The sequence below is a fragment of the Mycolicibacterium septicum DSM 44393 genome, assembly GCF_000455325.1.
GTDB lineage: Bacteria > Actinomycetota > Actinomycetes > Mycobacteriales > Mycobacteriaceae > Mycobacterium > Mycobacterium septicum.
On the sequence record NZ_HG322951.1, the window covers coordinates 3,558,353 to 3,584,030 of the forward strand.

General features: G+C 66.8%; 16 protein-coding genes. 10 read left to right on the forward strand and 6 right to left on the reverse strand.

Annotated elements, in window-relative coordinates:
- Position 1 precedes the first annotated feature (1 nt).
- The 6 genes from pks2 to TX88_RS16875 all read left to right on the forward strand — a co-directional run bounded on the left by pks2 (position 2) and on the right by TX88_RS16875 (position 12,751).
- Positions 2–6,304 (forward strand): sulfolipid-1 biosynthesis phthioceranic/hydroxyphthioceranic acid synthase, encoded by a 6,303-nt coding sequence (pks2, locus tag TX88_RS16850; RefSeq protein WP_044518346.1) that lies wholly within the window; start codon positions 2–4, stop codon positions 6,302–6,304.
- A gap of 91 nt (positions 6,305–6,395) precedes the next feature.
- A complete protein-coding gene (locus TX88_RS16855) occupies positions 6,396–7,250 on the forward strand; it encodes a condensation domain-containing protein (RefSeq protein ID WP_110918084.1) in 855 nt (284 codons plus the stop codon).
- A complete protein-coding gene (locus tag TX88_RS16860; RefSeq protein WP_049925020.1) occupies positions 7,196–8,239 on the forward strand; it encodes a hypothetical protein in 1,044 nt (347 codons plus the stop codon). Before TX88_RS16855 ends, TX88_RS16860 begins: the two co-directional genes overlap by 55 nt.
- A 6-nt stretch (positions 8,240–8,245) precedes the next feature.
- Complete coding sequence (locus TX88_RS16865) at positions 8,246–9,637, forward strand: WS/DGAT/MGAT family O-acyltransferase (protein WP_044518348.1); 1,392 nt, start codon at positions 8,246–8,248, stop codon at positions 9,635–9,637.
- Between the two features lie 14 nt (positions 9,638–9,651).
- Positions 9,652–11,403, forward strand: coding sequence for an AMP-binding protein (locus TX88_RS16870; protein ID WP_044518351.1), 1,752 nt, complete (start codon positions 9,652–9,654; stop codon positions 11,401–11,403).
- A 19-nt stretch (positions 11,404–11,422) separates the two neighbouring features.
- Positions 11,423–12,751, forward strand: coding sequence for a hypothetical protein (locus tag TX88_RS16875; RefSeq protein WP_044518353.1), 1,329 nt, complete (start codon positions 11,423–11,425; stop codon positions 12,749–12,751).
- Between the two features lie 3 nt (positions 12,752–12,754).
- Here the strand turns inward: TX88_RS16875 and TX88_RS16880 are convergent, their stop codons facing one another.
- Both TX88_RS16880 and TX88_RS16885 read right to left on the reverse strand, forming a co-directional pair.
- Entirely contained in the window at positions 12,755–13,462 is a 708-nt protein-coding gene (locus TX88_RS16880) for a GAP family protein (protein WP_044518356.1), read from the reverse strand.
- A gap of 11 nt (positions 13,463–13,473) precedes the next feature.
- Positions 13,474–14,718: a glycosyltransferase gene (locus tag TX88_RS16885; protein ID WP_044519492.1), complete on the reverse strand. Its 1,245-nt coding sequence runs from the start codon at positions 14,716–14,718 to the stop codon at positions 13,474–13,476.
- 283 nt (positions 14,719–15,001) lie between these two features.
- On the opposite strand from TX88_RS16885, the gene TX88_RS16890 reads away from it, so the two are divergent.
- Positions 15,002–18,184 (forward strand): MMPL/RND family transporter, encoded by a 3,183-nt coding sequence (locus tag TX88_RS16890; protein WP_084622018.1) that lies wholly within the window; start codon positions 15,002–15,004, stop codon positions 18,182–18,184.
- Positions 18,185–18,193: 9 nt separating this feature from the next.
- On the opposite strand, the gene TX88_RS16895 is transcribed toward TX88_RS16890, so the two are convergent.
- Both TX88_RS16895 and TX88_RS16900 read right to left on the reverse strand, forming a co-directional pair.
- Positions 18,194–18,928 (reverse strand): hypothetical protein, encoded by a 735-nt coding sequence (locus tag TX88_RS16895; protein ID WP_044518358.1) that lies wholly within the window; start codon positions 18,926–18,928, stop codon positions 18,194–18,196.
- Between the two features lie 44 nt (positions 18,929–18,972).
- Entirely contained in the window at positions 18,973–19,341 is a 369-nt protein-coding gene (locus TX88_RS16900) for a hypothetical protein (protein ID WP_044519495.1), read from the reverse strand.
- Positions 19,342–19,477: 136 nt separating this feature from the next.
- On the opposite strand from TX88_RS16900, the gene TX88_RS16905 reads away from it, so the two are divergent.
- Positions 19,478–20,044, forward strand: coding sequence for a hypothetical protein (locus tag TX88_RS16905; RefSeq protein WP_044518360.1), 567 nt, complete (start codon positions 19,478–19,480; stop codon positions 20,042–20,044).
- A gap of 313 nt (positions 20,045–20,357) precedes the next feature.
- Positions 20,358–23,552 (forward strand): isoleucine--tRNA ligase, encoded by a 3,195-nt coding sequence (gene ileS / locus TX88_RS16910; RefSeq protein WP_044518361.1) that lies wholly within the window; start codon positions 20,358–20,360, stop codon positions 23,550–23,552.
- 10 nt (positions 23,553–23,562) lie between these two features.
- Here ileS and TX88_RS16915 read toward each other — a convergent pair whose 3' ends face one another.
- The gene (locus tag TX88_RS16915; protein WP_044518364.1) at positions 23,563–23,781 is read right to left on the reverse strand and encodes an RNA-binding S4 domain-containing protein; all 219 of its coding nucleotides are present in this window, start codon (positions 23,779–23,781) and stop codon (positions 23,563–23,565) included.
- Between the two features lie 32 nt (positions 23,782–23,813).
- On the opposite strand from TX88_RS16915, the gene TX88_RS16920 reads away from it, so the two are divergent.
- Positions 23,814–25,196: a DNA polymerase IV gene (locus TX88_RS16920; protein WP_044518365.1), complete on the forward strand. Its 1,383-nt coding sequence runs from the start codon at positions 23,814–23,816 to the stop codon at positions 25,194–25,196.
- Here the strand turns inward: TX88_RS16920 and TX88_RS16925 are convergent.
- A complete protein-coding gene (locus TX88_RS16925) occupies positions 25,178–25,636 on the reverse strand; it encodes a hypothetical protein (protein WP_044518367.1) in 459 nt (152 codons plus the stop codon). The genes TX88_RS16920 and TX88_RS16925 overlap by 19 nt on opposite strands.
- Positions 25,637–25,678: the final 42 nt, after the last annotated feature.

The following is a 25,678-nucleotide window of genomic DNA, read 5'->3' on the forward strand; positions in this document are numbered from 1 at the left end:
CTTGGCCGAGACACCAGCCACCCCAATTGCCGTTATCGGCATGGGCTGCCGGCTCCCGGGTGGGATCGAATCCCCCGACCAGTTGTGGGCTGCGCTGCTGCAGGGTGACGACTTGGTCACCGAGGTTCCCGCGACCCGATGGGATGCCGAGGAGTTCTACGATCCCGAGCCGGGCGTGCCGGGGCGTTCGGTGTCGAAGTGGGGCGCCTTCCTTGATGACGTTGCCGGGTTCGACGCGGGGTTTTTCGGGATCAGTGAGCGCGAGGCGACCGCCATCGATCCGCAGCACCGTCTGCTCCTGGAGACCGCATGGGAAGCCATCGAGCACGCCGGTATCGACCCGGCGACGCTGTCCGGTTCGTTGACCGGCGTCTTCATGGGTCTGACTCACGGCGATTACCAACTGCTTGCCGCTGATGCCCACTCGATCGAGGGGCCGTACGGCTTCACCGGCAACAACTTCAGCCTGGCGTCCGGCCGGATCGCCTACCATCTGGGCGCCCATGGCCCCGCCTATTCGGTGGACTCTGCCTGTTCATCGAGCCTGCTGGCCGTACACAACGCATGCCGCAGCCTGCATGACGGCGAGAGTGACCTGGCACTGGCCGGCGGTGTCTGCATCGTGCTCGAGCCCCGGAAGCTGGCCTCGGGTTCGGCGCAGGGAATGTTGTCGCCCACGGGGCGCTGCCACGCGTTCGACGCGGCGGCGGACGGATTCGTGGCCGGCGAGGCATCGGCGGTCCTGCTGCTCAAGCGTCTGGCCGATGCCGAACGCGACGGCGACCGCGTCCTGGCGGTCGTCCGTGGCACCGCGGCGAATCAGGACGGTCGCACCGTCAACATCGCCACCCCGTCGCGCGATGCGCAGGTGGCCGTCTACCGGGCCGCGCTGGCGGCGGGGGCCATCGACCCCACCACCGTCGGACTCGTCGAGGCGCACGGCACCGGAACGCCGGTCGGCGACCCGATCGAATTCGCCAGTCTGGCCGCCGTCTACGGGACAGCCGCGCCGTGCGCGCTCGGGTCGTCCAAGACCAACTTCGGGCACAGCCAGTCGGCGTCGGGCGCGGTCGGTTTGATGAAGGCCGTGCTCGCGTTGCAGCACGGCACCGTTCCGCCCAACCTGCATTTCACCCAGTTTCCCGACGCGATGGCGCAGATCGAGACCGACCTGTTCGTGCCGCAGGAAACAGTGGACTGGCCGGTGGTCGGGGCGCACCCTCGCCGGGCCGCGGTGTCGTCGTACGGGTTGTCCGGGACCAACGTGCACGCTGTGCTGGAACAGGCCGTCGCGGTCGGCGCCACCACAGCGGCCGCCGACGGCGAGAGCGACCGGCCCGCGGGTTCGTCGTTGTTCGTGCTGTCGGCGACGTCGGCAGACGAATTGCGACGGACGGCCGGACGGCTCGCAGATTGGCTGGCCGACCGCGCCGATGTCAACCTCACCGACCTGGCGTACACGCTGGCGCGCCGCCGGGCACACCGACCGGTACGCACCGCGGTGCTCGCCGACGACCGGGGAACTCTGATTTCGGGACTGCGCGAGATCGCGGACGGCGAGCAACCCCATGAACCCGCGGTCGGCCAGGACGACCGCGGACCGGTGTGGGTGTTCTCCGGGCAGGGATCGCAATGGGCGGGGATGGGGGCCGGTCTGCTGGCCTCCGAACCCGCCTTCGCCGCCACGGTCGCGCAGATCGAACCGCTGATCGCGCGTGAATCGGGGTTCTCGGTGACCGAGGCGATGTCGGCACCTGACGTGGTGTCCGGCATCGACCGGGTACAACCCACGGTGTTCGCGATCCAGGTGGCCCTGGCGGCCAGTCTGCAGAGCAGCGGAGTGAAGCCCGGTGCCGTGATCGGACACTCGATGGGCGAGGTCGCCGCCGCGGTCGTGTCCGGCGTGCTGTCGCTCGAGGACGGTGTGAAGGTCATCTGCCGCCGGTCGCGGCTGATGTCGACGATCGCCGGGGCGGGCGCGATGGCGTCGGTGCAACTGCCGGCCCAGCAAGTGCTGTCCGAGCTGGCCGCGCGCGGTGTCAACGACGTTGTGCTGGCGGTGGTCGCCTCACCCAGCTCAACCGTGGTGGGTGGGGCCAAGGAGTCGATCCGCACGCTGGTCGCCGATTGGGAAAGCCGCGACATCATGGCCCGCGAGGTGGCCGTGGACGTCGCTTCCCACACCCCGGAGGTCGATCCGATCCTGGACGAGCTCGCCGACGAGCTCGCGGACCTGGACCCGGCGGAACCCACGATCCCGTATTACTCGGCGACCCTGTACGACCCGCGTGATCTGGCCGACTGGGACGCGGACTACTGGGTGGACAACCTGCGCCACACGGTTCGGTTCGCCGCGGCGGTGCAGGCCGCGCTCGAGGACGGCTTCCGGGTCTTCACCGAGCTCTCGCCCCACCCGCTGCTGACCCACGCGGTGGACCAGACGGCCCGCGCACTCGACATCCCGCACGAAGTTCTGGCGACCCTGCGCCGGGAACAGGAATTCCCGGGCGGCCTGCTTCCGGTGGTGGCCGACCTGCACAGCGCCGGCGCGCAGATCGACTTCGGAGCGCTCTACCCGCACGGTCGGCTCGTCGATGCGCCATTGCCCACCTGGAATCGGCAGCAGTTGATGCTCGTCCGCGACCCCAACGAACTGGCCCCCGGTGGGGCCGTTCTCGCGGTGCACCCATTGCTGGGTGCCCATGTGCGGCTCGCCGAGGAACCCGAACGCCACGTGTGGCAGGCCGATGTGGGCACAGGAACTCAGCCGTGGCTGGGAGATCACCAGGTGCACAACGTTGCCGCACTTCCGGGCGCGGCCTACTGCGAGATGGCCCTGGCGGCGGGACGCGCGGTACTCGGTGACGACGTCGAGGTCCGTGATGTGTCCTTCGACCAGATGCTTCTGCTCGAAGAGACGACCTCGGTTTCGACGGCCGCCACGGTGGCCGGGCCGGACAGTGTCGAGTTCACCGTGGAGACGCTCGAACAGGGCGAGCGGGTGCGCCGCGCAGGCGCCCGGCTGCACCGCCAAGAGGCCGCCGAGACGGCGGACCGACCCGGCTACGATCTCGACGCACTGTTCGCCTCGCATCGGCAGCGCATCGAAGGTGCCGAGATGCGGGCCGCCTACGACGAGCGTGGCATCCACTACGGCCCGGCATTCGCCGGGCTGGTGGCCGCTCATCTGCCCGACGGATCGGACGGTCCCGTCGACACCGTGCTCGCCGAAGTCGCGCTGCCGGGATCCATCCGTTCGCAGCAGGGCATCTACGAAATCCACCCGGCGTTGCTGGATGCCTGCTTCCAGGCGGCCGGGGCTCATCCGGGCCTGCGGGGTGATGACACCGGCACGCTGATGCTGCCGCTGGGTGTGCGACGGATTCGGGCCTACGGCTCGACCCGCGGTGTTCGCTACTGCCTGGTGCGGGTCACCGACGTCAGCGCGACGGCCGTCGAGGTCGACGTCGACCTCCTCGACGAGCAGGGCGCCGTGATGCTCGGCATCGGCGGACTGCAGTTGGGCACGGGCATCTCGTCGAGCGGGCAGCGTGAGCGCACCCTCAACGACCGACTGCTGGCCGTGGAATGGCGCCAGCAGGAACTGCCGGAACCCGACTTCCACGAGCCGGGGCGTTGGCTGCTGATCAGCACCGCCGATGCGGCTGATCTGACGGCGACCAGGTTGGCCGACGCGTTGAAGAGCCACAAGGCCGACGTCACCACCATGGCGTGGCCGAAGCGGTCCGATCACGCGGCCAATGCCGCGCGGCTGCGCGAATACCTGGCCGCCCGGCCGTTCAGCGATGTGCTCGTGGTGACCGCGCCACGCAACGCCGTCACCGACGAACAATCCGGAATCCGCGGCGGCGACACCGTGCGCCACCTCGTGCACATCGTGCGTGAGTTGCCCGAAGTGCACGGCGAACCGCCGCGTCTGCATGTCCTCACCCGCAATGCCCAGACCGTGTTGGCCGAGGACACCGCGAACTTGGAAGAGGCCGGACTTCGAGGCCTGATCCGGGTGATCGGTGTCGAGCACCCGCGGCTGCGGGCCAGCCAGATCGATGTCGACGATTACACCGACCCGGCCCGGGTGGTGGCGCAACTGCTGGCCGGTTCCGACGAGGACGAGACGGCCTGGCGCGGCGGGAATTGGTATGTGGCACGGCTGATCCCGGGCCCGTTGCGGCCAGAGGAACGGCGTACCACCGTGGTCAACCCGGCGCGGGAAGGCATGCGGCTACAGATCCGCACACCCGGTGACATCCAATCCCTGGAGTTGGCAGCCTTCGAACGTTCGGCACCCGGGCCCGGACAGATCGAGGTGTCGGTCCGGGCGTCGAATCTGAACTTCGCCGATGTTCTGGTGGCGTTCGGGCGGTATCCCAGCTTCGAGGGGCGCCTGCCCAAGCTGGGCGCCGACTTCGCGGGTGTCGTGACCGCGGTGGGGCCGGGGGTGGTCAGCCATCAGGTCGGTGATCAGGTGGGTGGAATCTCGGCCGACGGTGCGTGGGCGACATTCGTCACGTGCGATGCCAACATGGCCGTGACGTTGCCGACGAGCGTGCCGGTCAACCGGGCCGCCGCAGTGCCCAGTGCACATGCCACCGCGTGGTACGGCCTGCACGACCTGGCCAGGATCTCGGCCGGCGACAAGGTGCTGATCCATTCCGCCACCGGCGGTGTCGGTCAGGCGGCGATCGCCATCGCCCGGGCGGCCGGCGCGGAGATCTTCGCCACCGCAGGCAGCGAGGCGCGGCGGGACTTGTTGCGGGACATGGGGATCGACCATGTCTACGATTCGCGGAGCACCGGATTCGCCGAGGCGATCCGGCGTGACACCGATGGTTACGGCGTGGACATCGTGCTGAACTCGCTGACCGGGGCGGCCCAGCGGGCCGGTCTGGAACTGCTGTCCTTCGGCGGCCGGTTCGTCGAGATCGGCAAGCGTGACATCTATGGCGACACCCGGATGGGACTGTTCCCGTTCCGCCGCAACCTCTCGTTCTATGCCGTGGACCTGGCGCTGCTCGCGCTGACCGAGCCGGATACCGTGCGCCGGCTGCTGGAGGTCTGCTACGCGCGGATCGCCGACGGCACACTTCCGCTGCCGCAGACCACCCACTACCCGTTGCAGGACGGCGCCACCGCCATCCGTGTGATGGGGGCGGCCGAGCACACCGGCAAGCTGGTGCTCGACATCCCCGAGGGCGGCCAGATCCCCGCTGTGGTCCCGCCGGAGGAGGCACCCGCATTCCGCTCGGACGGCGCCTATGTGGTGACCGGAGGCCTGGGCGGTCTGGGATTGTTCCTCGCCGAGCAGCTCGCGGCCGCCGGTTGTGGCCGGATCGTGCTCAACGGCCGATCCGCGCCGTCGCCCGAGGCGAAGGCGGTCATCGACCGGATCCGGCACGCCGGAACCGAGGTGGCCGTGGAGCTGGGCGACATTGCCGAACCGGACACGGCCGTTCGGCTGGTCGACGTGGCCTGCGCAACGGGGCTGCCGCTGCGCGGCGTGTTGCACGGTGCTGCCGTGGTCGAGGACGCGGTGCTGGCCAACATCACCGATGATCTGGTCGAAAGCGACTGGGCGCCCAAGGTTTACGGGGCCTGGAATCTGCACAGCGCCACGGCGCGGCAGTCACTGGACTGGTTCTGCTCGTTCTCCTCGGCGGCGGCGCTGGTCGGCTCGCCGGGTCAGGGCGCGTACGCCGCGGCCAACAGCTGGCTGGACGCGTTCAGCCATTGGCGGCGCAGCCAGGGGCTACCGGCCGTGGCGATCGCCTGGGGGCCGTGGTCGGAGATCGGCCGCGGTACCGGTCTGGCCGCGGGTTCGGGTGCGGCGATCTCGCCCGAAGAGGGCGCGTACGCGTTCATGACCCTGCTGCGCCACAACCGCGCGTACAGCGGGTATGCACCGGTGCTCGGGACACCGTGGCTGCACGCGTTCGCGCAGAACAGCCGATTCGCCGAGGCGTTCGCGGCCACGGGCAACGGCCGGGGTGGGGCGGGCAGCGCGTTCCTTTCCGAATTGCGCGCCCTTCCGCAGGCCGAATGGCAGACCAGGATGCGCCGGATGATCGCCGAGCAGATCAGCATGATCCTGCGCCGATCAGTAGATCCCGACCGTCCGCTGGCCGAATACGGTCTCGATTCGCTCGGCACTCTGGAAGTGCGTACCCGGATCGAAGCCGAAACCGGTATCCGTATCGGCGCAACGGATATCAGCACCATCCGGGTCCTGGCCGAACGACTCTGCGAGGCCCTGGCACCGGATTCTCCCGTATCGGTTCCGTCGTGATGACGGCATGCGCGAGGTGGTCCACGGTCGGCCCGCCGACGTGCATCCCGTCCAGCGTGGTCGTCAAGACAGGAGATGCGTAGTGGTTTCGATGAAGCCGATTCACGACTGGTCGGGTGAACCCGGCGAAGTGGTCTCGTGGAGCCCCTCGCGGGCTTCGGTGGCCAAGATGGCCGAAGCGCCGGTCAGCGATGTGCCGGTGAGCTATCAGCAGGAACAACATCTGCTGGCTTTCCGCAAGCACACGTCACAGGGCACCGACATGGCGCGCCTCAACATCCCGGCCTGGGATGTCCCGGGCCGCTGCGATCTTCGTGCGATGTCCCATGTGGTCAACGCCTACCTGCGTCGGCACGACACGTTCCACAGCTGGTTCGAGTACACCGACGACGGGCAGATCCTTCGGCGCACCGTCGAGAACCCGCGGGACATCAAGTTCGTGCCGACCAAGCACGGAGAGATGTCGGCAGTCCAGTGGCGCGAACACATCCTTGCGACACCGGATCCGTGGCAGTGGGACTGCTTCCGTTTCGGGATCATCCAGCGGGACAGTCATTTCACCATGTACATCAGCGTCGACCATGTCCACACCGACGCGATGTTCATGGGTCTGGCCTTCGTCGAGATCCATATGATGTACCAGGCGCTGGTTCACGGTGCGGCACCGCTGCCACTGCCCGCGGCCGGCAGCTACGACCGATACTGCCGGCAACAGCGGGAGTACACCGCAGGCCTCGATGCGGATTCGCCGGAAGTGCGGGAGTGGATCTCGTTCCTGCAGGCCAACGGCGGCATCGCTGGGTATCGGCACCCGGACCCCAGACGGAACTGGACATCGCCGAGCCCCGGGCCCGTGGCGAGCTGGGCCGCTGGGTGGATGAACGTGCAGCCATGCCACTGGATCCCGAGCGCGGCCCGGGCTGGCACATGGGTGTGCTGCCGATGACGGACGGTTCGACCGCGATCTGCCTGGTGGGTTCGCACTGTCTGGGTGACGGCGGTGGCGGGATCCTGACGATTCTCGATTCGGTGTACGGCAACAAGACCGATTTCGGTCATCCCACGCCGTCGTCCAGGACCCGGTGGCGGGCGATCAGGGCGGATCTGCGCGAATCGTTGCGGGGCGCTCCCGAACTGGGTCGCACGGTGGTGGCCGCGACCAGACTCGCGCGGCGGCGGCGCGGCGACATCTCACGCTCGGGCGCGGCCCGGCCGAAGGTGGTCGCCGGCGCCGACGACCGGGTATACATGCCGGCGGTCACCGCGTACGTCAGCGTCGAGGACTGGGACCTGAGGGCCAAAACCCTTGGTGGAAACAGTTATTCGCTGGTAGCCGGGCTGGCCGCGAGACTTGCGGAATCGATGGGGCGGGTTCGGGCCGAGGACGGTGCGGTCACGCTCAACATTCCACAGAACGATCGCACCCTGGAGCGGGACACCCGAGCCAACGCGGTGCGACTGGTCAATGTCGCGATCGACCCCACAAGGGTGACCTCCGACCTGTCCGATGCCCGCGCGGCGATCAAACAGGGCTTGGCCACCGCCCGTGACGTGCCGGACGAGACGTTGCAGCTGCTTCCGCTGACTCCGTTCATCCCGAAACGGGTGGTGCGCAAGATGGCTGACGTGGTGTTCGGTTTCGCGGCCGACCTTCCGGTGTCGTGCTCCAACATGGGGGTGGTCCCATCGGCGGTGGCGCTCGCTGACGGCACCGAGGCCGACTATCTCTATTTCCGGGGAATCGATCGGTACGCCACCCGAGGAGCCCTCGAGCAGCGTTGCGGCCTGCTCACCGTGGTCGCCTGCCAGGTCGAGAACAAGGTTTCGCTCAGCGTCGTCGGCTACGAACCGGGTTCGGAGAACTCCACGCCGTGGTTGCACGAAAAGGTCGCCAAGGTACTGGCCGACTTCGAACTGACCGGCACGATCGAGTAGGCACCGATGAGCAGATCCTTCTCTTTCGCAAAGCTGTTCAACTCGCCCGGAGCACCGCCGGAACACCGACTTGCGTTGTGGGACGAGGCGGCGGTGCGCACGATGCGCGCAACAGGCCGGGTGCAGGTCATGCAGTGCTCGTGGGTCTACGACCATCCCGTCGACATCGACGGGATCCGACGCTTCCACCAGAATTTCGGCAGCGGACTGTTCGGCCGGCGGATCGAGCGTTCGCCGTTGCCCTTCGGCCGCTACCGCTGGGTGTCCGCGTTGGGGCCGCAGGCGCCGCTCGACATCGCCGAGCCCCGTACGCGGGCCGAGATCGGCGACTGGCTCGACGAGCGTGCGCAACTGCCGATCGACCCGGAAAGCGGCCCCGGCTGGCATATGGGTGTGCTGCCGGTGACCGATGGCTCGACCGCGATCACCGTGGTGGTTTCGCACTGCCTGGGTGACGGTGTCGGGGGAGTGATGGTCATTGCCGACGCGATCGCCGGCAGGCAGCCCGACCTCGGCTATCCGATGCCGAACTCGCGCAGCAGATTACGCACGGCCGCCCAGGATGTACGAGACACCTTGGCCGCCGTGCCGGAGGTGGCTCGAACTGCCGCCACCGGGGTGCAGATGCTGCGCCGGCGAGATCCCGATGCACCCGCGCAGACGGCCGCACCGACTCGGCGGCCGGTGCCGGGCGGCGACGAACAGGTGGTGCTGCCGTCGATCTCGGTGTTCGTCGACCTCGCGGACTGGAATGTGCGCGCCGAAACCGTCGGCGGCAACAGCTATTCGATGCTGGCCAGCTTCGCGGCCAGACTGGGGGAGCGGATGAGTCGGTCCGCTGCGGACGGCAACATCACGCTGCTCATCGCGGTGAACGACCGGACCGACGGTGACACCCGGGCCAATGCGATGTTGCTCGCCACCGCACGGGTTGACCCGATGTCGGTGACAACCGATCAGTCCGGTGCCCGCGGAGTGATACGGCAGGCGTTCAAGGCGTTGCGCGATGTGCCCGACGAGACCCTGCAACTGCTGCCGTTGACCCCTCTCGTGCCGAAGCGTGTGCTCAAGCAGGTCGCCGACGGCTTCCTGGGGAACGCCGACCTACCGGTATCGTGTTCGAATCTGGGCGACCTGACATCCGACGTGACCCGAGTGGACGGTACGGAGGCCGAGTACATCGTGTTCCGTGGCGTGGATCAGGGCACTACGCGCCAGGAGTTGGAGGACACCGACGGGCAGCTGGTGCTCGTGTCTTCGCGAGTCGGCGGCAAGGTATCCATCGGGATCACCGGATATCAGGCGGGCGAACAGAATTCGAAGGCGAGGTTGGCCGAGTTGACGGCAAAGACCCTGGCCGAGTTCGATCTCACCGGCGAAATTGACTGGAACAGCTGAGGAAGGCTGAATCGATGACCGATACGACGTTGGTCGGTGTGCTGCGGGAGCGTGCCAGCCTGCAGCCCGACGACATCGCCTACACATACCTGGATTACGACCACGATCCCGAGGGCGTTCCGAATGCGCTGACCTGGGCCCAGCTGTACCGCAAGGTACGCGGATTGGCGTACCAGCTCCGGCAGCACGGATCAGTCGGCGACCGGGCTGTGATCCTCGCGCCGCAGGGGCTGGAGTACGTCGTCTCCTTCCTGGGATCTCTGGAGGCCGGGTTCATCGCAGTGCCGCTGTCGGTGCCGATGGGTGGGGTCCACGACGAGCGGGTGTCGGCGGTGATCACCGACTGCCGGCCGTCGGTGATCCTCACGACCTCGCCGTCCAGCGCGGCCGTCACCGATTACGCAGTCCAGCAGGGTGATTCGGCCGCGCCCGTGGTGCTCTCGGTCGACACGCTGGATCTCGACGCGCGGGTGAAGGCGATCAGCAGTCGCGAGGCTCGTCCGGAGACCGCCTACCTGCAGTACACGTCGGGCTCCACCCGGACCCCGGCCGGGGTGATGGTGACCAATTGCAACCTGACGGCCAACTTCGAACAGATGATGTGCGACTTCTTCCCGCACTTCGGCAAGGTTCCGCCGCCGGGCACCAACGTGGTGTCGTGGCTGCCCTTCTACCACGACATGGGCCTCATGCTCGGGGTCGTGGCACCGATCCTGGGCGGCTGGCACACGGCCTTCACCACGCCGTTGGCCTTCCTGGCGCGGCCGGCCCGATGGATCCAGATGATGGGCGGCTACCCGCGTGTCGTCACCGCCGGACCGAACTTCGCCTTCGAGCTGGCTGTCGGACGCACCTCGGATGAGGACCTCGCCGGTATCGACCTCGGTGATGTGATCGCGGTTTGGAGCGGAGCCGAGCGGGTTCACGAGGCGACGCTGAAGCGTTTCGCGCAACGATTCGGCAAGTTCAACTTCTCCGAGGATGTACTGCGACCGTCCTACGGTCTCGCGGAGGCGACGCTGTATGTATCGACCGGTCAGCCCGGTCCGCCCAGCGTGGTGGCCTTCGAGACGGAGAAGCTGTCGATCGGGCACGCCGAGCGGTGCGCCGCCGGGTCGGGCACTGAACTGGTCGGATACGGCACTCCTGAATCGCCGTTGGTGCGAATCGTGGATCCCGAGACGCGCCTGGAAGTTTCGGCAGGCGGTATCGGTGAGATCTGGTCGCACGGCGAGAACAACTGCCTGGGTTACTGGGAGAAGCCCGAGCAGACCGAGTACACCTTCGGTGCCACCCTGGCCGACCCGTCACCGGGTACGCCGGAAGGACCGTGGCTGCGTACCGGCGACCTCGGCTTCATCTCCGACGGCGAGCTGTTCATCATCGGGCGGATCAAGGATCTGTTGATCGTCCGGGGACGCAACCACTATCCCGATGACATCGAAGCGACGATTCAGGAGATCACCGGCGGCCGCGTCGCGGCGATCGGGGTGGAAGAGGACCGCACCGAGCAGCTCGTCGCGATCATCGAGGTCAAGAAGCGCGGCGATACCGAAGAAGCGGCTGCCGAGAATCTACTGACCATCAAACGTGATGTGGCGGCCGCGATCTCGCAGGCTTACGGGCTCAGTGCCGCAGATCTCGTGCTGGTACCCCGGGGCGCCATCCCGATCACCACCAGCGGCAAGATCCGACGTGCTTCGTGCGTGGAGCAGTATCGCAACGGTGAGTTCAACCGGCTCGACGACTGCCTACAGTCGGCGTAGCGCTCGGTAACCGACGCACGTGGACTCTCGACTCGCCTATATCGACCAGGCATCGTTTCTCAGCTTCCGGGCGCTGGGGCGCGGGCCGCTGATGCAGTACACCTGGATCTACGATCGAGGAGTCGACCTCGACGGAATCCGCCGATTCCAGCGCAATCTGGCCGACGGCCTGCTCGGTCGCCGGATCGAGCGGTCACCGTTGCCGTTCGGGCGAGACCGTTGGGTGGCCTCGTCGGGACCGGCTGACGTCGCCGTCTCCGCCACGCAGTGCGCCCGCGCCGAGGTGGGGCGGTGGGCCGATGAACGGATCCGGTTGCCGATCGATCCCGAACATGGCCCGGCATGGCATCTCGGCGTGCAGCCGTTCACCGACGGCGGCGCAGCGGTGTCCCTGGTGGCCTCGCACTCGGTGGTCGACGGCCAGGGCATGACGCTCGCGATCGTCGACGCGGTGAACGGTGTCAACCGTGAATTGGGTTATCCCGAGCCGGGATCGCGGTCGCGCAGTCAGGTGCTGGCCGAAGACGTCAGAGCCGCGGTCCGTTCGGTGCCCGAGCTCGGCAGGGCCGTGGTGTCGGCGGTGCGGGTGGCCCGGGCCGAACGTGAGGATCTGGCAACGTCGTTCAAGACGGCGGCCGAGGTACCACCGACCGGCGACGACATACCGGTGCTGGCGCCGACGGTGGCGGTGTTCATCGATCTGGACCAGTGGGACGATCGCGCCAGACAGCTTGGCGGCACCAGCAACTCGTTGTTCGCGGGGCTGGCCACCCGACTGGGGCAGAAGCTGGGCCGCGGCGGCGGCGACGGGTCGCTGACCCTGTCGTGGCCGGTCAGTGATCGCGCCGACGGCGACACCCGCGCCAATGCGCTGATCGCCGCGAAGATGCGGGCCGATCCGGACATCGTGATCAGTGACCTGAATTCGGTTCGCAGCGCGATGAAGTCGGCGCTTGCGGAGTCCGGCGAACTGTCGGCGCGGCTGATGGCTCCGCTGCCGCTCACGCCCTTCACCCCGAAGGCCTTGGTACGTCGCCTGGAGGCGATGGTGGTGTCTGTGGACAACCCGATCGGCTGCTCCAACATCGGCGAACTCGACCCGGCGATGAACCGTCCCGACGGAACGGACGCGGATCTCGTCTCGCTGCGGCTGCTCGAGCCTCAGATCACCACGCGCGTGCTGAACCGGATCGGCGGATACCTCTCGCTGGTGTCAGGACGTGTGCACGGGCGGATCTTCATCAGCGTTGGCGCATGGACGGTTGGGGCCGCGAACACCAAAGACGCCCTGCGTGAGGTCGTGACTGCAGGCCTGGCCGATTTCGGGCTGTCCGGAATCGTCGAATAGCGGTCAGCGCCCGGCGATTCCGATACTGATCAGCACGCATCCCGCGATGGCGAGCACCATCGCGAAATCGCGACGGCGCCGGGCGCGGATCCAGAGCTGGAACGAGGCGAGCGACGAGCGCGTGCGGTCCGGGGCCAGGGCGTAGCTGACCAGTGGCACCGCCGACACGATGTTGGCGACCAGAAGATAGATGCCGAGGGTCAGGGCCTTCCCCCATGCGGACACACTCGATGCGCCGATCACGACCAGCAACGCCATGTATTCGACCGACGGCAAGGCGGTGCTGACCCCCATCACCCCCGACACCCACGGAGCGGTGCCGAACGATTTGCGTTGGAACCAACCGGTTTTCCTGGCGACGGTGCCTGTGCCCTCGTCCCCGGGAGGAGGATCCACACCGCCGGCGGCGACCTTGCTGCGGGACCGGCTGCCGACGGAAATGTTGCTGGCCAGGGCTGCCGCGAGCAGCAATGCCAATATCCCGACCGCGAGCTGTACCGTCGCACCGTTGATCTCCGGGACGCTGAACAACCCACGGTGGACCACGAACACCACGAGGACGGCGACCGCCGAGCTCATCGCGACACCGCCGGCCAGGTAGGCCGCCAGCTGGAGAATCGGCCGGGGCCGGCTCAGCACGACGAGGATGAAACCGATTCGCGTCGGATCGAAATTCACCGCGATGGCAAGTGCCAGAACGGTGGTCCACATAGCAGGCGACCCTACCGGTGTCCCGCGGCGGCGGCCTCTTCGAGCAGGCGTGCAGCCGTCGAGACACTGATGTCCGGCGTTGTCATGGCGGCGCCCATCGCGGCCGCGCGCGTGGCGATTTCCGGCCTGAGCACGGTCTGTAGCGCCGCTCGGAGCGATTTCGGGGTGACACTGGAGAAGGGCTGCGAGGTACCGACTTCGAGCCGCTTGATCTGCCGGGCGAAGATCGGTTGATCGGCGGCGACCCACAGGATCAGGGTGGGCACCCCGGCCCGTAGGCCGGCCGCGGTGGTGCCCGCGCCGCCGTGATGGACAACGGCACGGCAGCGCGGGAAAACCGCGGCGTGGTTGACTGCTCCGACCACCTTGACGTGGTCGGCGTGGCGGTTGTCGGCCAGGTCCCACACACCCGAACTGATCAACGCCCGCTGCCCGAGTTCGGCGCACGTCTCGGAGATCAATTGGATTGCGGCGGCAGGGTTCTCGACCGGCATGCTGCCGAATCCGAAGTAGATCGGTGGCTTGCCGGCGGCGATCCAGGCGGCCACCTCGTCATCGTTGTCGGTGCCCAACCCCATCGTGATCGCCCCGACGAGCGGTCGGGTGCCGCCCCACTCCGCTGACAAGCCGGGGAAGAGGAGTTCGTCGTAGGCCTGAATCTCCAATGCGCCGCTCTCCACGATGCGCCGTACCGATCGGACTCGAGCGGGCGGGAGGTTCAGTTCTCGCCGCTGAGCGTCTTCGGCCTTCTTGGACAGTCGCCACAGCGCCCATTCGAGGCCGGCGAACCCTGACCGGATCGCCCATCTCGGCGCCGGTGCCGGCACGATCTGGCTGTTGGGGCGGGCAGGGAAGTAGTGCAGCGCGGCCAACGGAATGCCGTGGTGTTCGGCGACATTGGCGGCGACTTCCTGGTAGGTGGTGCCGGTCAGGATCAGATCGGCCCCGCGGGCCAGTGGCGCCAGCGCGTCGTTCATGTCCGCCCAGCCCTCGGCGATGTACGCGATGCCCTCTCGCAGGGCTCGCACCGGGTTCTGCGGCTTCCAGAAGTTGCGGAACACGTCGTTGTCGAGTTGTTTCTGGGAATCGACTCCGTAGGCGGTCGCGGGGGCCAGTCCGACCTTCTCGACGAACTCGATCAGATTGGGCGGAACGGCCATCCGGACTTCATGGCCACGTTCCCGCAGGGCGAGACCGACCGCCGCGCATGGCTCGATATCGCCTCGAGTCCCATGGACTGCCACGACAAACTTCACTGCCACCCCGCTGTCGGATCGGGCGCCGAACACCCTGATTCCGCTACACGCTAGCGGTTGTACGGTGTTCGTGGCCTGCCAGGCCCAGATCATCTGGCGGCGTGCTCAACGCGGCTCGCAGGCCGGGGCACCCGGTTGCTCGGTGAACACATCTGTTGTCGACTTAGCCACAGGCGCGTTGAGCTTTGGCGCCGTTGCCCATCGCCGCAGTATTCGACGGGCGCACGGCATCACCGCAGTTCGTAGCCGTTGTTTGCGTGGATCTGCCGTGTAGCCTATGGGGATGTTGAGCCGCGCCAAGATCCGCGGCGCGTTTGCTCGCGTGGGATTTGCAGGTCTTGGTCAGCTGGTGGTCCGGCGTCCGTTGACGATCATCGTCAGCTGGGTGCTGCTCGCCCTGTCATTGTGGCTGGCTGTTCCCTCCTTGATGGAAGTGGCCCAGAGGAACCCACCCGATTTCCTGCCGGCCGATGCGCCGGTGCTGGTGGCGGGCCAGAAGATGAAGGACGCATTTCACGAGGCTGACGCGGGGAACTTCGCCGTTGTCGTGCTGAGCAACGAGAACGGCTTGACCACGGCCGACGAGGACACATACCGGAACCTGGTCGCGCAGTTGAAGACCAACAGCGGCGTGACCTCCACGCAGAACTTCGTCGACATTCCCGAGCTGCGCGAGGCGATGACGAGCAAGGACCAGAAAGCCTGGACCTTGCCGATGAGCCTGTCCGGAACCATGGGGACCGGACCGGGTCAGGAGGCCTATCGCAGCGCGATCAAAACCGTCAACGAGGCCACCCAGAATTCGGCCCTCGCGGTGAATGTGGTCGGCGCTGCGGCAACGTTCGACGACATCGACAAGATCGGTGCGCGTGATCAGCACATCATCGAGATCGCCACCGTGGTCATGGTGCTGACGATCTTGATCATCGTGTACCGGAACCTGGCCGCGATGCTGATCCCGCTGATCACCATCGGCATATCAATGGTCGTCGCCCAACAGGTGGTGGCGGCCCTTGGCGAATTGGGACTCGGGCTCGGGCCGCAGACGATCGTGCTGATGACCGGCATGCTGATGGGCGCCGGGACGGACTACGCGGTGTTCCTCTTCAGCCGCTATCAGGAGTTGGTGCGCGCCGGGATGAAGTCCGACGTGGCCATCGTCAGCGCGCTGACCTCGATCGGTGAGGTGATAGCCGGATCGGCGGCGACTGTCGCGCTCACGTTCCTCGGCTTGATGTTCACCAAGCTGGGGGCCTTCTCGACGGTCGGGCCGGCGCTGGCGGTCACGGTCTTCATCGGATTCCTGGCCTCGGTCACGCTGCTTCCGTCGCTGATCACGCTCGTTGGTCGACGCGGCTGGATCAAGCCCCGCCGTGACGTGACCGGAAGGTTCTGGCGGCGGTCGGGCATCCACGTGGTGCGGCGGCCGTTCGCACACCTGGCAGGCAGTCTGGTGATCCTGGTCGCGCTCGCCGGGTGTGCGGCGATGGTGAAGTTCAACTACGACGACCGTAAGGCGCTGCCGGCCGATTCCTCCAGTAACCGCGGTTACGAGGCGATGGACAAGCATTTCCCCATCAGCCAGACGCTGCAGCAGTTCATTCTCATCGAATCTCCGCAGGATCTGCGTACGCCGAAGGCGCTCGCAGACATGGAGCAGATGGCCCAGCGAGTCAGCCAGCTCCCCGACATCGACGTGGTGCGTGGCATCACCAGGCCGACCGGGGAGGTGCTCGAGCAGGCGAAAGCCACCTATCAGGCCGGCGAGGTGGGCGGCAAACTCCGGGACGCGTCCAACCTCATCGAGGACAACAACGCCAACCTCGACAAGCTGAGTGGCGGCGCGCATCAACTCGCCGACGTTTTGGGCCAGGTACGCACCCAGGTTGTCTCGGCGATCGGTTCGGTTCGCGGGCTTGTGGGTGCGTTGACGGAGATGCAGAAGCGCTTCGGTGGCTCCAAGAAACTCACGGACGTCGATTCGACGTCGAGCCTGGTCGGCAACATGCGTGCACTCGGGGATGCGCTGAGGAAGAACGTGAGCCAGGCAAAGGCCATCCACGACTGGGCCAAGCCCGCCGTCGATGCCCTCAACGTCAGTCCCGCCTGCAACATCGATCCGGCCTGCGTGTCGTCGCGCGCAGATCTCCAGCGCGTCGTCGCTGCCTATGACGACGGCACGGTCAACACGATCGCCGACCTCAGCAGGCAGCTGGAGTCGACGGACGCCAGCTCCACCCTCGACGACACGGTTCGCCAGCTCGAGTCGACGATGAGCACGGCAACCAACGCACTTCAGCAGTTGGGCATGGACGATCCGCAGGGACTGCAGCGGCAGATCAACACGGCGGTCGAGGGGGCGAACCTCCTGGCGGATTCGAGTCGCCAACTCGCTGACGGCGTGCAGTTGCTCGTCGACCAGACCCGGACGATGGGGGGCGGCCTCGACCAGGCATCAGGTTTCCTGCTCGGGATGAAGCGGGACGCGGCGAATCCGCCGATGTCGGGCTTCTACATTCCACCGGAAGTGCTCACCCAGACGGAGTTCGAGAAGGCGGCGAAGCTGTTCGTTTCGGATGACGGGCACACTGTGCGTTACCTCGTCCAGACTGCACTGAACCCCTTCGGCAGCGAGGCGATGGATCAGATCGATCAGATCATCGCGACCGCCAACAGTGCGAAGCCGAACACGACGTTGTCGGACGCGGAGATCTCGATGGTCGGGTTCTCGGCGGTGAATCGCGACATCCGCGGTTTTTACAACGCGGACATCCGCTACATCGTGTGCATCACGTTGATCGTGGTGTTCCTGATCCTGGTGACCCTGTTGCGGGCGGTGGTGGCGCCGCTGTATCTGGTGCTCTCGGTTGTGTTGTCCTACCTGTCCGCGCTCGGAATCGGAGTTCTGCTGTTCCAGATCATCCTGGGGCGAGAACTGTCGTGGAGTGTGCCGGGAATGGCTTTCCTGGTTCTGGTCGCCGTGGGTGCCGATTACAACCTGCTGCTCATATCGCGGATCCGGGACGAATCGCGGCTGGGTATCAGGTCAGGCGTCATCAAGACGGTGGGGGCCACGGGCGGGGTCATCACCTCGGCCGGTCTGATCTTCGCCGCTTCGATGCTGGCGCTGACGGTGAGCAGCATCGCCAGCATCGTCGAAATCGGTTTCATCATCGGCGTCGGACTACTGCTCGACACGTTCCTGGTTCGCACGATCACCGTTCCCGCAGCGGCCGTTCTGATCGGGAAGCTCAACTGGTGGCCGTTGAAACCGCCGGATGCCCGGCGCGCCTCGTCCGACCACGGTGGACGGGAAGCCGGCGGCGACCGTCATGACCATTCCGACGACACGGAGACTGCCGATCTACCCGATGCCGCCGCAGAAAGGAAGCCGGACTGTGCATCCGGCGACCTCACCGATTCTGAACTGCCGCTGACCGATTCAGCAGGTGTCCGCGGTCGATGACGCGGCCGGTCACCGATTGCTCGGGGCCAGCCACCGTGTCTTTATCCGCCAGGAGTGCGCAGAGGCGAGCGCGAAGATGGCGCCGCAGGCACAGGCGAAAACCCACACCAGGCGACCGTTCTCGATCGGCTGCAGCGCCGGTACCAGGGACGTGATGATCCGGGTCGTGCACGCCAGCATCCCGCTGACCGATGCGAACAGGTAGATGTTGGCGATCCGGCGGGACTTCGGGTCCCGGCGCAGCACCAGCATGGCTCGGGCGCCGTAACCCAACAGGTAGAGCAATGTGCCGCAGAGCAGGATCCAGTAGGCGCTCAGCCAGAAATCCGTCGGAACCTGGAAGAAGTCGGCCCGGTACACCGTGGCGCCGTTGCCCATCGAGAAGGTCGCCAGCAGCACCGGGATGCAGATGGTGGCAGGACGCTCGACGTACTGCTTGAAGGAGCGCTGCATGGCGTTGTCGTCCTGAAGGCGGCCAAGGGAGTTGTAGACGATGGCCGACGCGGCCACGATGTACGCGTCGTGGCCGAGATAGTCCTCGACGTTCCACTTACCGGTCAGCTGATACAGAACGTGCCCGATGGTTTCCGAGGCCCACGGCGACATCAGCAGCACCGCCACGCCCTGCAGGGCGATGTTCAGGGTGGCGGCCACTTCCCACCGGCAGGACCAGGTGACCCTTCTGATCCACAGACTCCATGCGATGCAGCCCAGTGTGATGGCGATGAGAGTGGCGACGGACATAGCATTTGCCTCGGACGGTGGTGCGGATAGTGCCGGCGCGCCGCTTACAGCGGGGGAGCGTCGTGTCGTGGGGTGAGTTGGGACAGTTTCTTGGGCCGGTGGACGGCAGGCCGGACCCGGGTGGCGGTGTCCACGGGAGCCACGGTCACCGGCGACGACTCCATGTAATGCCAGACTTCCTGGCGACTCATCAGCCCGAACCGGATCTGCAGGTCCGGATAGCTGAGGTGGAAGCGATCGGCGACCTGCCGCAATTCCTCGGCGTTGGGATAGTCGGCTTCTTTCACGCGCCGGTAATACGTGCTGCTGGATACTCCCAGCGCGCTGTAGACGGCCTTGGCGTCGACCTCGCCGTCCAGCAGATAGTCGAGCAGGGCCTTGAGCTGCCTGCCGTTCTCGTCGGTTCGCGGCATCAGAACACCATAGACCCCGAGCCCACAATTGGTCTCAGCGAACCGCAGCAATGCCAACAACGGCGTTATTGACAACGCTGTCAGACTTTTGGCACAGCTCTCCCAATTTTGGGAAACTCTGGTTACCGTTACAGATATGTCTGTTTCCGTCCTGCCCGACGCATATGGCAATGGTTCCTGGATCGCCGACTACGGCACCGTCGGACCGCCGGCCGCCTCGGATTTTGCATTGGTGTCCAGTGCGCTGGACGACGTGTTGTCCGCCGAGCTGCACGGAGCCCAGATCGCGATGGGCTGCACGGCCGAGGACTTGCTGCTGGCCGCCCTGGGCCGGACGGTCGCCCGCGCGATCGGTGACGGTGTGTTGACCGTCGATGTCGTGAGTGGTCCCGAGCGGGCCGGATATCGCCGCGTCGGAGTGCCCTGCGTATCGCATCGTGGCATGTCAGGGCCCGAATTGCTGGCCGTGGCACGTCCGAGCGTCGGCAACGGTGAACACCCGTCGGCGGACATGAGCTTCGCGTACGGAGACGGGCCGCGAGCGGGGCAGTCCGACCATCCGCTGGCGCTGCACATTCATCCCGATACCGAGACCACGATGCGCCTGCTCTGGCGGTTCGACAGCCGCAGGTTCGACCAGTGCACGGTCGATGAGCTGGCCGAGCAGTTTCCGCTGGCCCTGATCGAGGTCACCTCCGGTTAGGTCTGATTGCCGGCTGATTTGCGGCGCTCATTAGACTGGGCGGATCGGCGCTGATCCGGCCATCACCGGGGAGCCTTCGGAAGAACAGCCACTCTGATTCGAATGTTCGGATCCGGCGTAGCCCAGTAGAACCGGACGGGTGGGCCCGTGATCGCCCGAAGTTGAGCGGCGCGCTGCATGCAGCGCGCAAGCGGGGTGGTACCGCGGCGCTTGCGCATCCGTGCGACGTCGTCCCCGTGCCTGGAAACACAGGCTCCCCGGATGGGGAGCCCCGACGCGGCCCGGCCGCGTCATAGGCACAGGAGACGCGTCAGTGACTGCCCAATCGGAGTCCTCAACGTCGGCCGGGTATCCCAAGCCGGCCGCACCCAACTTCCCGGAGCGGGAACTTGAGGTGCTCGACTACTGGGCTGCCGACGACACCTTCCGGGCCAGCATCGCGCGCCGTGCTGATGCCGAGGAATACGTCTTCTACGACGGGCCGCCGTTCGCCAACGGGCTCCCGCACTACGGCCACCTGCTGACCGGTTACGTCAAGGACATCGTGCCGCGCTACCGCACCATGCGCGGTTACAAGGTGGAGCGCCGGTTCGGCTGGGACACCCACGGGCTGCCCGCCGAACTCGAGGTGCAGCGCCAGCTCGGCATCGCCGACAAGGCCCAGATCGAAGAGATGGGCATCGAGAAGTTCAACGCGGCATGTCGCGCCTCGGTGCTGAAGTACACCGACGAGTGGCGTGCCTATGTGACCCGCCAGGCCCGGTGGGTGGACTTCGACAACGACTACAAGACCCTGGATCCGACCTTCATGGAGTCGGTGATCTGGGCGTTCAAACAGCTGTGGGACAAAGGCCTGGCCTACGAGGGCAACCGGGTGCTCCCGTACTGCTGGAACGACGAGACCCCGTTGTCCAACCACGAGCTGCGGATGGACGACGACGTCTACCAGAGCCGCCAGGATCCGGCGGTCACCGTGGGCTTCACCGTGACCGACGGCCCGCTCAAGGGTGCGCACCTGTTGATCTGGACGACGACGCCGTGGACGTTGCCGTCCAACCAGGCCGTCGCCGTCAATCCCGACATCGACTACGTGCTGGTGCAGGGTTCCGACGGGCGGCGCTACGTCCTGGCCCAGGCTCGGCTCGCCGCGTACGCCCGTGAGCTCGGGGAGGAGCCCGAGGTTCTCGGCAGCTACACCGGGCGGGATCTGCTCGGCACGCGGTACCTGCCGCCGTTCACCTACTTCATGGACGCGCCCAACTCGTTCCAGGTGCTGGCAGCCGACTTCGTCAGCACCGAGGACGGCACCGGCATCGTGCACATGGCCCCCGCCTACGGCGAGGACGACAAGGCCACCGCCGACACCGCCGACATCGTCGCGGTCACCCCGGTCGACTCGAAGGGCCGATTCGACGCGACGGTGCCCGATTACGCGGGCCAGCACGTCTTCGACGCCAATTCGCAGATCATCCGCGACCTCAAGAACGGCGACGGGCCCGCGGCGGCCAACGGCGCGGTGCTGTTGCGCCACGAGACATACGAGCACTCCTACCCGCACTGCTGGCGGTGCCGCAATCCGTTGATCTACCGCGCGGTGTCGTCGTGGTTCATCAAGGTCACCGAGTTCCGGGACCGGATGGTGGAGCTCAACCAGCAGATCACCTGGTATCCCGAGCACGTCAAGGACGGACAGTTCGGTAAGTGGCTCTCCAATGCGCGCGACTGGTCCGTGTCGCGAAATCGGTACTGGGGCAGCCCGATTCCGGTATGGAAGTCCGATGACCCGGCCTACCCGCGGATCGACGTCTACGGCAGCCTCGACGAGCTCGAGCGCGATTTCGGTGTGCGGCCGACCGATCTGCACCGGCCGTTCATCGACGAGCTGACGCGGCCGAACCCGGACGACCCGACCGGCAAGGCCACGATGCGCCGTATCGAGGACGTGTTCGACGTGTGGTTCGACTCCGGGTCGATGCCGTATGCGCAGGTGCATTACCCGTTCGAGAACCGGGAGTGGTTCGACGGCGTCGGCGGTGCCGACAATGAGACCGGGGCCGGCGGTGCGAGCGCCCACTTCCCGGGCGACTTCATCGTCGAGTACATCGGCCAGACCCGCGGCTGGTTCTACACCATGCATGTGCTGGCCACCGCGCTGTTCGACAAGCCCGCCTTCAAAACCTGTGTGGCGCACGGGATCGTCCTGGGCAATGACGGCCAGAAGATGAGCAAGTCGTTGCGCAACTACCCGGATGTCAGCGAGGTGTTCGACCGGGACGGGTCCGACGCCATGCGCTGGTTCCTGATGGCCTCGCCGATCCTGCGTGGCGGCAACCTGATCGTCACCGAGCAGGGTATCCGCGAAGGCGTCCGGCAGGTGCTGCTGCCGTTCTGGAACGCCTACAGCTTCCTGGCGTTGTACGCGCCGAAGAAGGGCACCTGGCGGACCGATTCTGACAATGTGCTGGACCGCTACATCCTGGCCAAGTTGGCTCAGCTGCGTGACGATCTGACCATCTCGCTGGACACGTGCGACATCTCCGGGGCATGCGACGAGCTGCGGCAGTTCACCGAGGCGTTGACGAACTGGTATGTGCGCCGGTCACGTTCGCGCTTCTGGGAGGAGGATGCCGACGCCATCGACACCCTGCACACCGTCCTCGAGGTGACGTGCCGGCTGGCTGCGCCCCTGCTGCCGTTGGCGACCGAGGTGATGTGGCGTGGCCTGACCGGTGAGCGTTCGGTGCACCTGACCGACTGGCCCGAAGCCGATGTGCTGCCCAAGGACGCCGATCTGGTGGCCGCGATGGACCAGGTGCGCGAGGTGTGTTCGGTGGGTTCCTCGCTGCGCAAGGCCAAGAAGCTGCGGGTGCGCCTGCCGTTGCCGAAATTGACTGTGGCATTGGACAACACGGTGAATCCGTCCTCGATCACGCCGTTCGTGGATCTGATCGCCGACGAACTCAATGTCAAGGATGTCGAGTTGACCGACGACATCGACGCCTATGGCAAGTTCGACCTCGCCGTCAACGCCCGCGTCGCCGGTCCCCGGATCGGCAAGGACGTTCAGGCCGCGATCAAGGCCGTCAAGGCGGGGGAGGGCGTGGTCAATCCCGACGGCACGCTGACCGCCGGGCCGGTGGTGCTGCAACCCGAGGAGTACACCGCCAAACTGGTTGCCGCCGATCCGGAGTGGACCGCGGCCCTGCCCGACGGCGCGGGCCTGGTGGTGCTCGACGGCACGGTCACCGAGGAACTGGAGGCCGAGGGCTGGGCCAAGGACCGCATCCGTGAACTGCAGGAACTGCGTAAGTCGACCGGTCTTGAGGTGTCCGACCGGATCGTGGTGCAGATCGCGGTCCCGGCTCAGTACGAGCCGTGGGCACGTACCCATCGAGATCTCATCGCCGGTGAAATCCTGGCCACCGGTTTCGAGTTCGTCGACGAGGCTGCGCTGGCGGACGGCACGGTGATCGGGGACGGGGTCCGGGTCGCGATCGCCAAAGCGTGAGGCGGCCCGATCAGGCGCCGGTGACCCGGGCCGTGCGGTCCCCGAGCGAAACGGTGTCGCCGGGGCGCAGCTGCCTGCCGCGCCGGAGTTCGACCTCGCCGTTGACGCTGACCAGGCCGTCGGCGATGACGGACTTGGCGTCGGCGCCGCTGTCGATCAGGGATGCCAGCTTGAGGAACTGTCCCAGGCGAATCGACTCGTCCCTGATCGGTACGTCATCCGGCGTCATGCAGGTCAGGCTAGCGCCATAGCATCACAAGCATGAACGGCGCCGAGGTCACGGGCGCAGGCGGACGCTGGGTTCTGCACCTCGACATGGATGCGTTCTTCGCCTCCGTCGAGCAGCTCACCCGTCCCACCCTGCGCGGCAGGCCCGTGCTCGTCGGCGGTATGGGCGGTCGCGGCGTGGTGGCCGGGGCCAGCTACGAGGCGCGCCGCTTCGGCGCGCGCTCGGCGATGCCGATGCATCAGGCCCGCCGGCTCGTCGGTGCACCCGCGGTTGTGCTGCCGCCCCGCGGTGCCGTGTACGGCGTGGCCAGCAGGCGGGCGTTGGACACCGTCCGCAGCGTCGTACCGGTGCTCGAGCAGCTGTCCTTCGACGAGGCCTTCGGCGAGCCTGTTGAACTTACGGGCGCCACCGCGGCCGATGTCGAGGAGTTCTGCCAGCAGTTGCGGGCCAAGGTGCGTGAGCAGACCGGGCTGGTGGCCTCCGTCGGGGCCGGATCCGGAAAGCAGATCGCCAAGATCGCCTCCGGGTTGGCCAAACCCGATGGGATCCGGGTCGTCCGCCGCGACGAGGAGGCGCGGCTGCTCGACGGCCTACCGGTGCGCAAGTTGTGGGGGATCGGACCGGTGGCCGAGGAGAAGCTGCACCGGCTCGGGATCGAGACGGTGGGTGCGTTGGCCGCGCTGTCGGATGCCGAGGCCGCCAGCGTGCTCGGCACGGCGGTCGGGGCCGCGCTGCATCGGCTGGCCCGCGGAATCGACGATCGCCCGGTGGCCGAACGGGCCGAGGCCAAGCAGATCAGCGCCGAGTCGACATTTCCCGAGGACCTCACCACGCTGCGTCAGCTTCAGGATGCGATCGGCCCGATCGGCGAACACGCGCACCGGCGCCTGGAGAAGGACGGCCGCGGCGCCCGGACCGTGACCGTCAAGCTGAAGAAGTCCGATATGAGCACGCTGACCCGTTCTGCCACACTGGCTTACGCCACCACCGAGGCCGCCACCCTGATCGGAACCGCCCGTCGGCTCTTGCTCGACCCGGTCGAGATCGGTCCGATTCGTCTTGTGGGCGTGGGTTTTTCAGGACTGTCCGACAGCAGGCAGGAATCGTTGTTCCCGGACCTGGAGCAGCTCGACGACATCTCCGACTCTCACCAGCACAGCGCCGAGACAGCCCAGGTAACCCAAACCGGTTGGCGCATCGGCGACGACGTGGCGCACCCCGAGCACGGCCATGGCTGGGTCCAGGGCGCCGGACACGGGGTGATGACCGTACGGTTCGAGACCCGGGCCAGCGGGCCGGGACTGGCCAGGACCTTCCCCGACGACACGCCCGGATTCCGCCGGGCCGACCCGGTTGCCAGCCTGGACTGGGGCGACTATCTCAGCGGATTGGCCGACTACCAGAGCACGCCGTAGGTACTGCTCAGGATGAAGCCGTGCTCGCCGTACGTCTTGCACGTGACCGTGCCCTGATAGCCGACTCCGCAACTGGCGCCCCAGTTCTCCAGTCGGTGACCCTCGGGCAGCACGTCGACGTCGCGGGTGAACGAGGCGGTGTCGGAGTGCCGGTAGGAGGCGGGCCCGCCACTGTTGACGAAGATCTGGTTGCTGCCCGCCGGGGCATCGATCGGCACGGCGTCACAACCCACCGGGCCGCCGTTGGGACCGATTCCGCAATGACGACCGTCCGGGGTCCGGAAGAACACGCCGTAGAAATCGGTGGGCGAACTGTAGTGCCCCTCGGCGATGGGGTAGCTGTCGATCTGGTCGGCGCCCGGCGGTGGCTCGGCCGCGGCAGTGGGTACGGGGCCCAGTGCCAACAGGCCGACCGCGGCAATTGCCATGATGTGGCGCATAGGCTCCATTCAACCGATGGCGTCAACCCCCGCTGCCGGCGA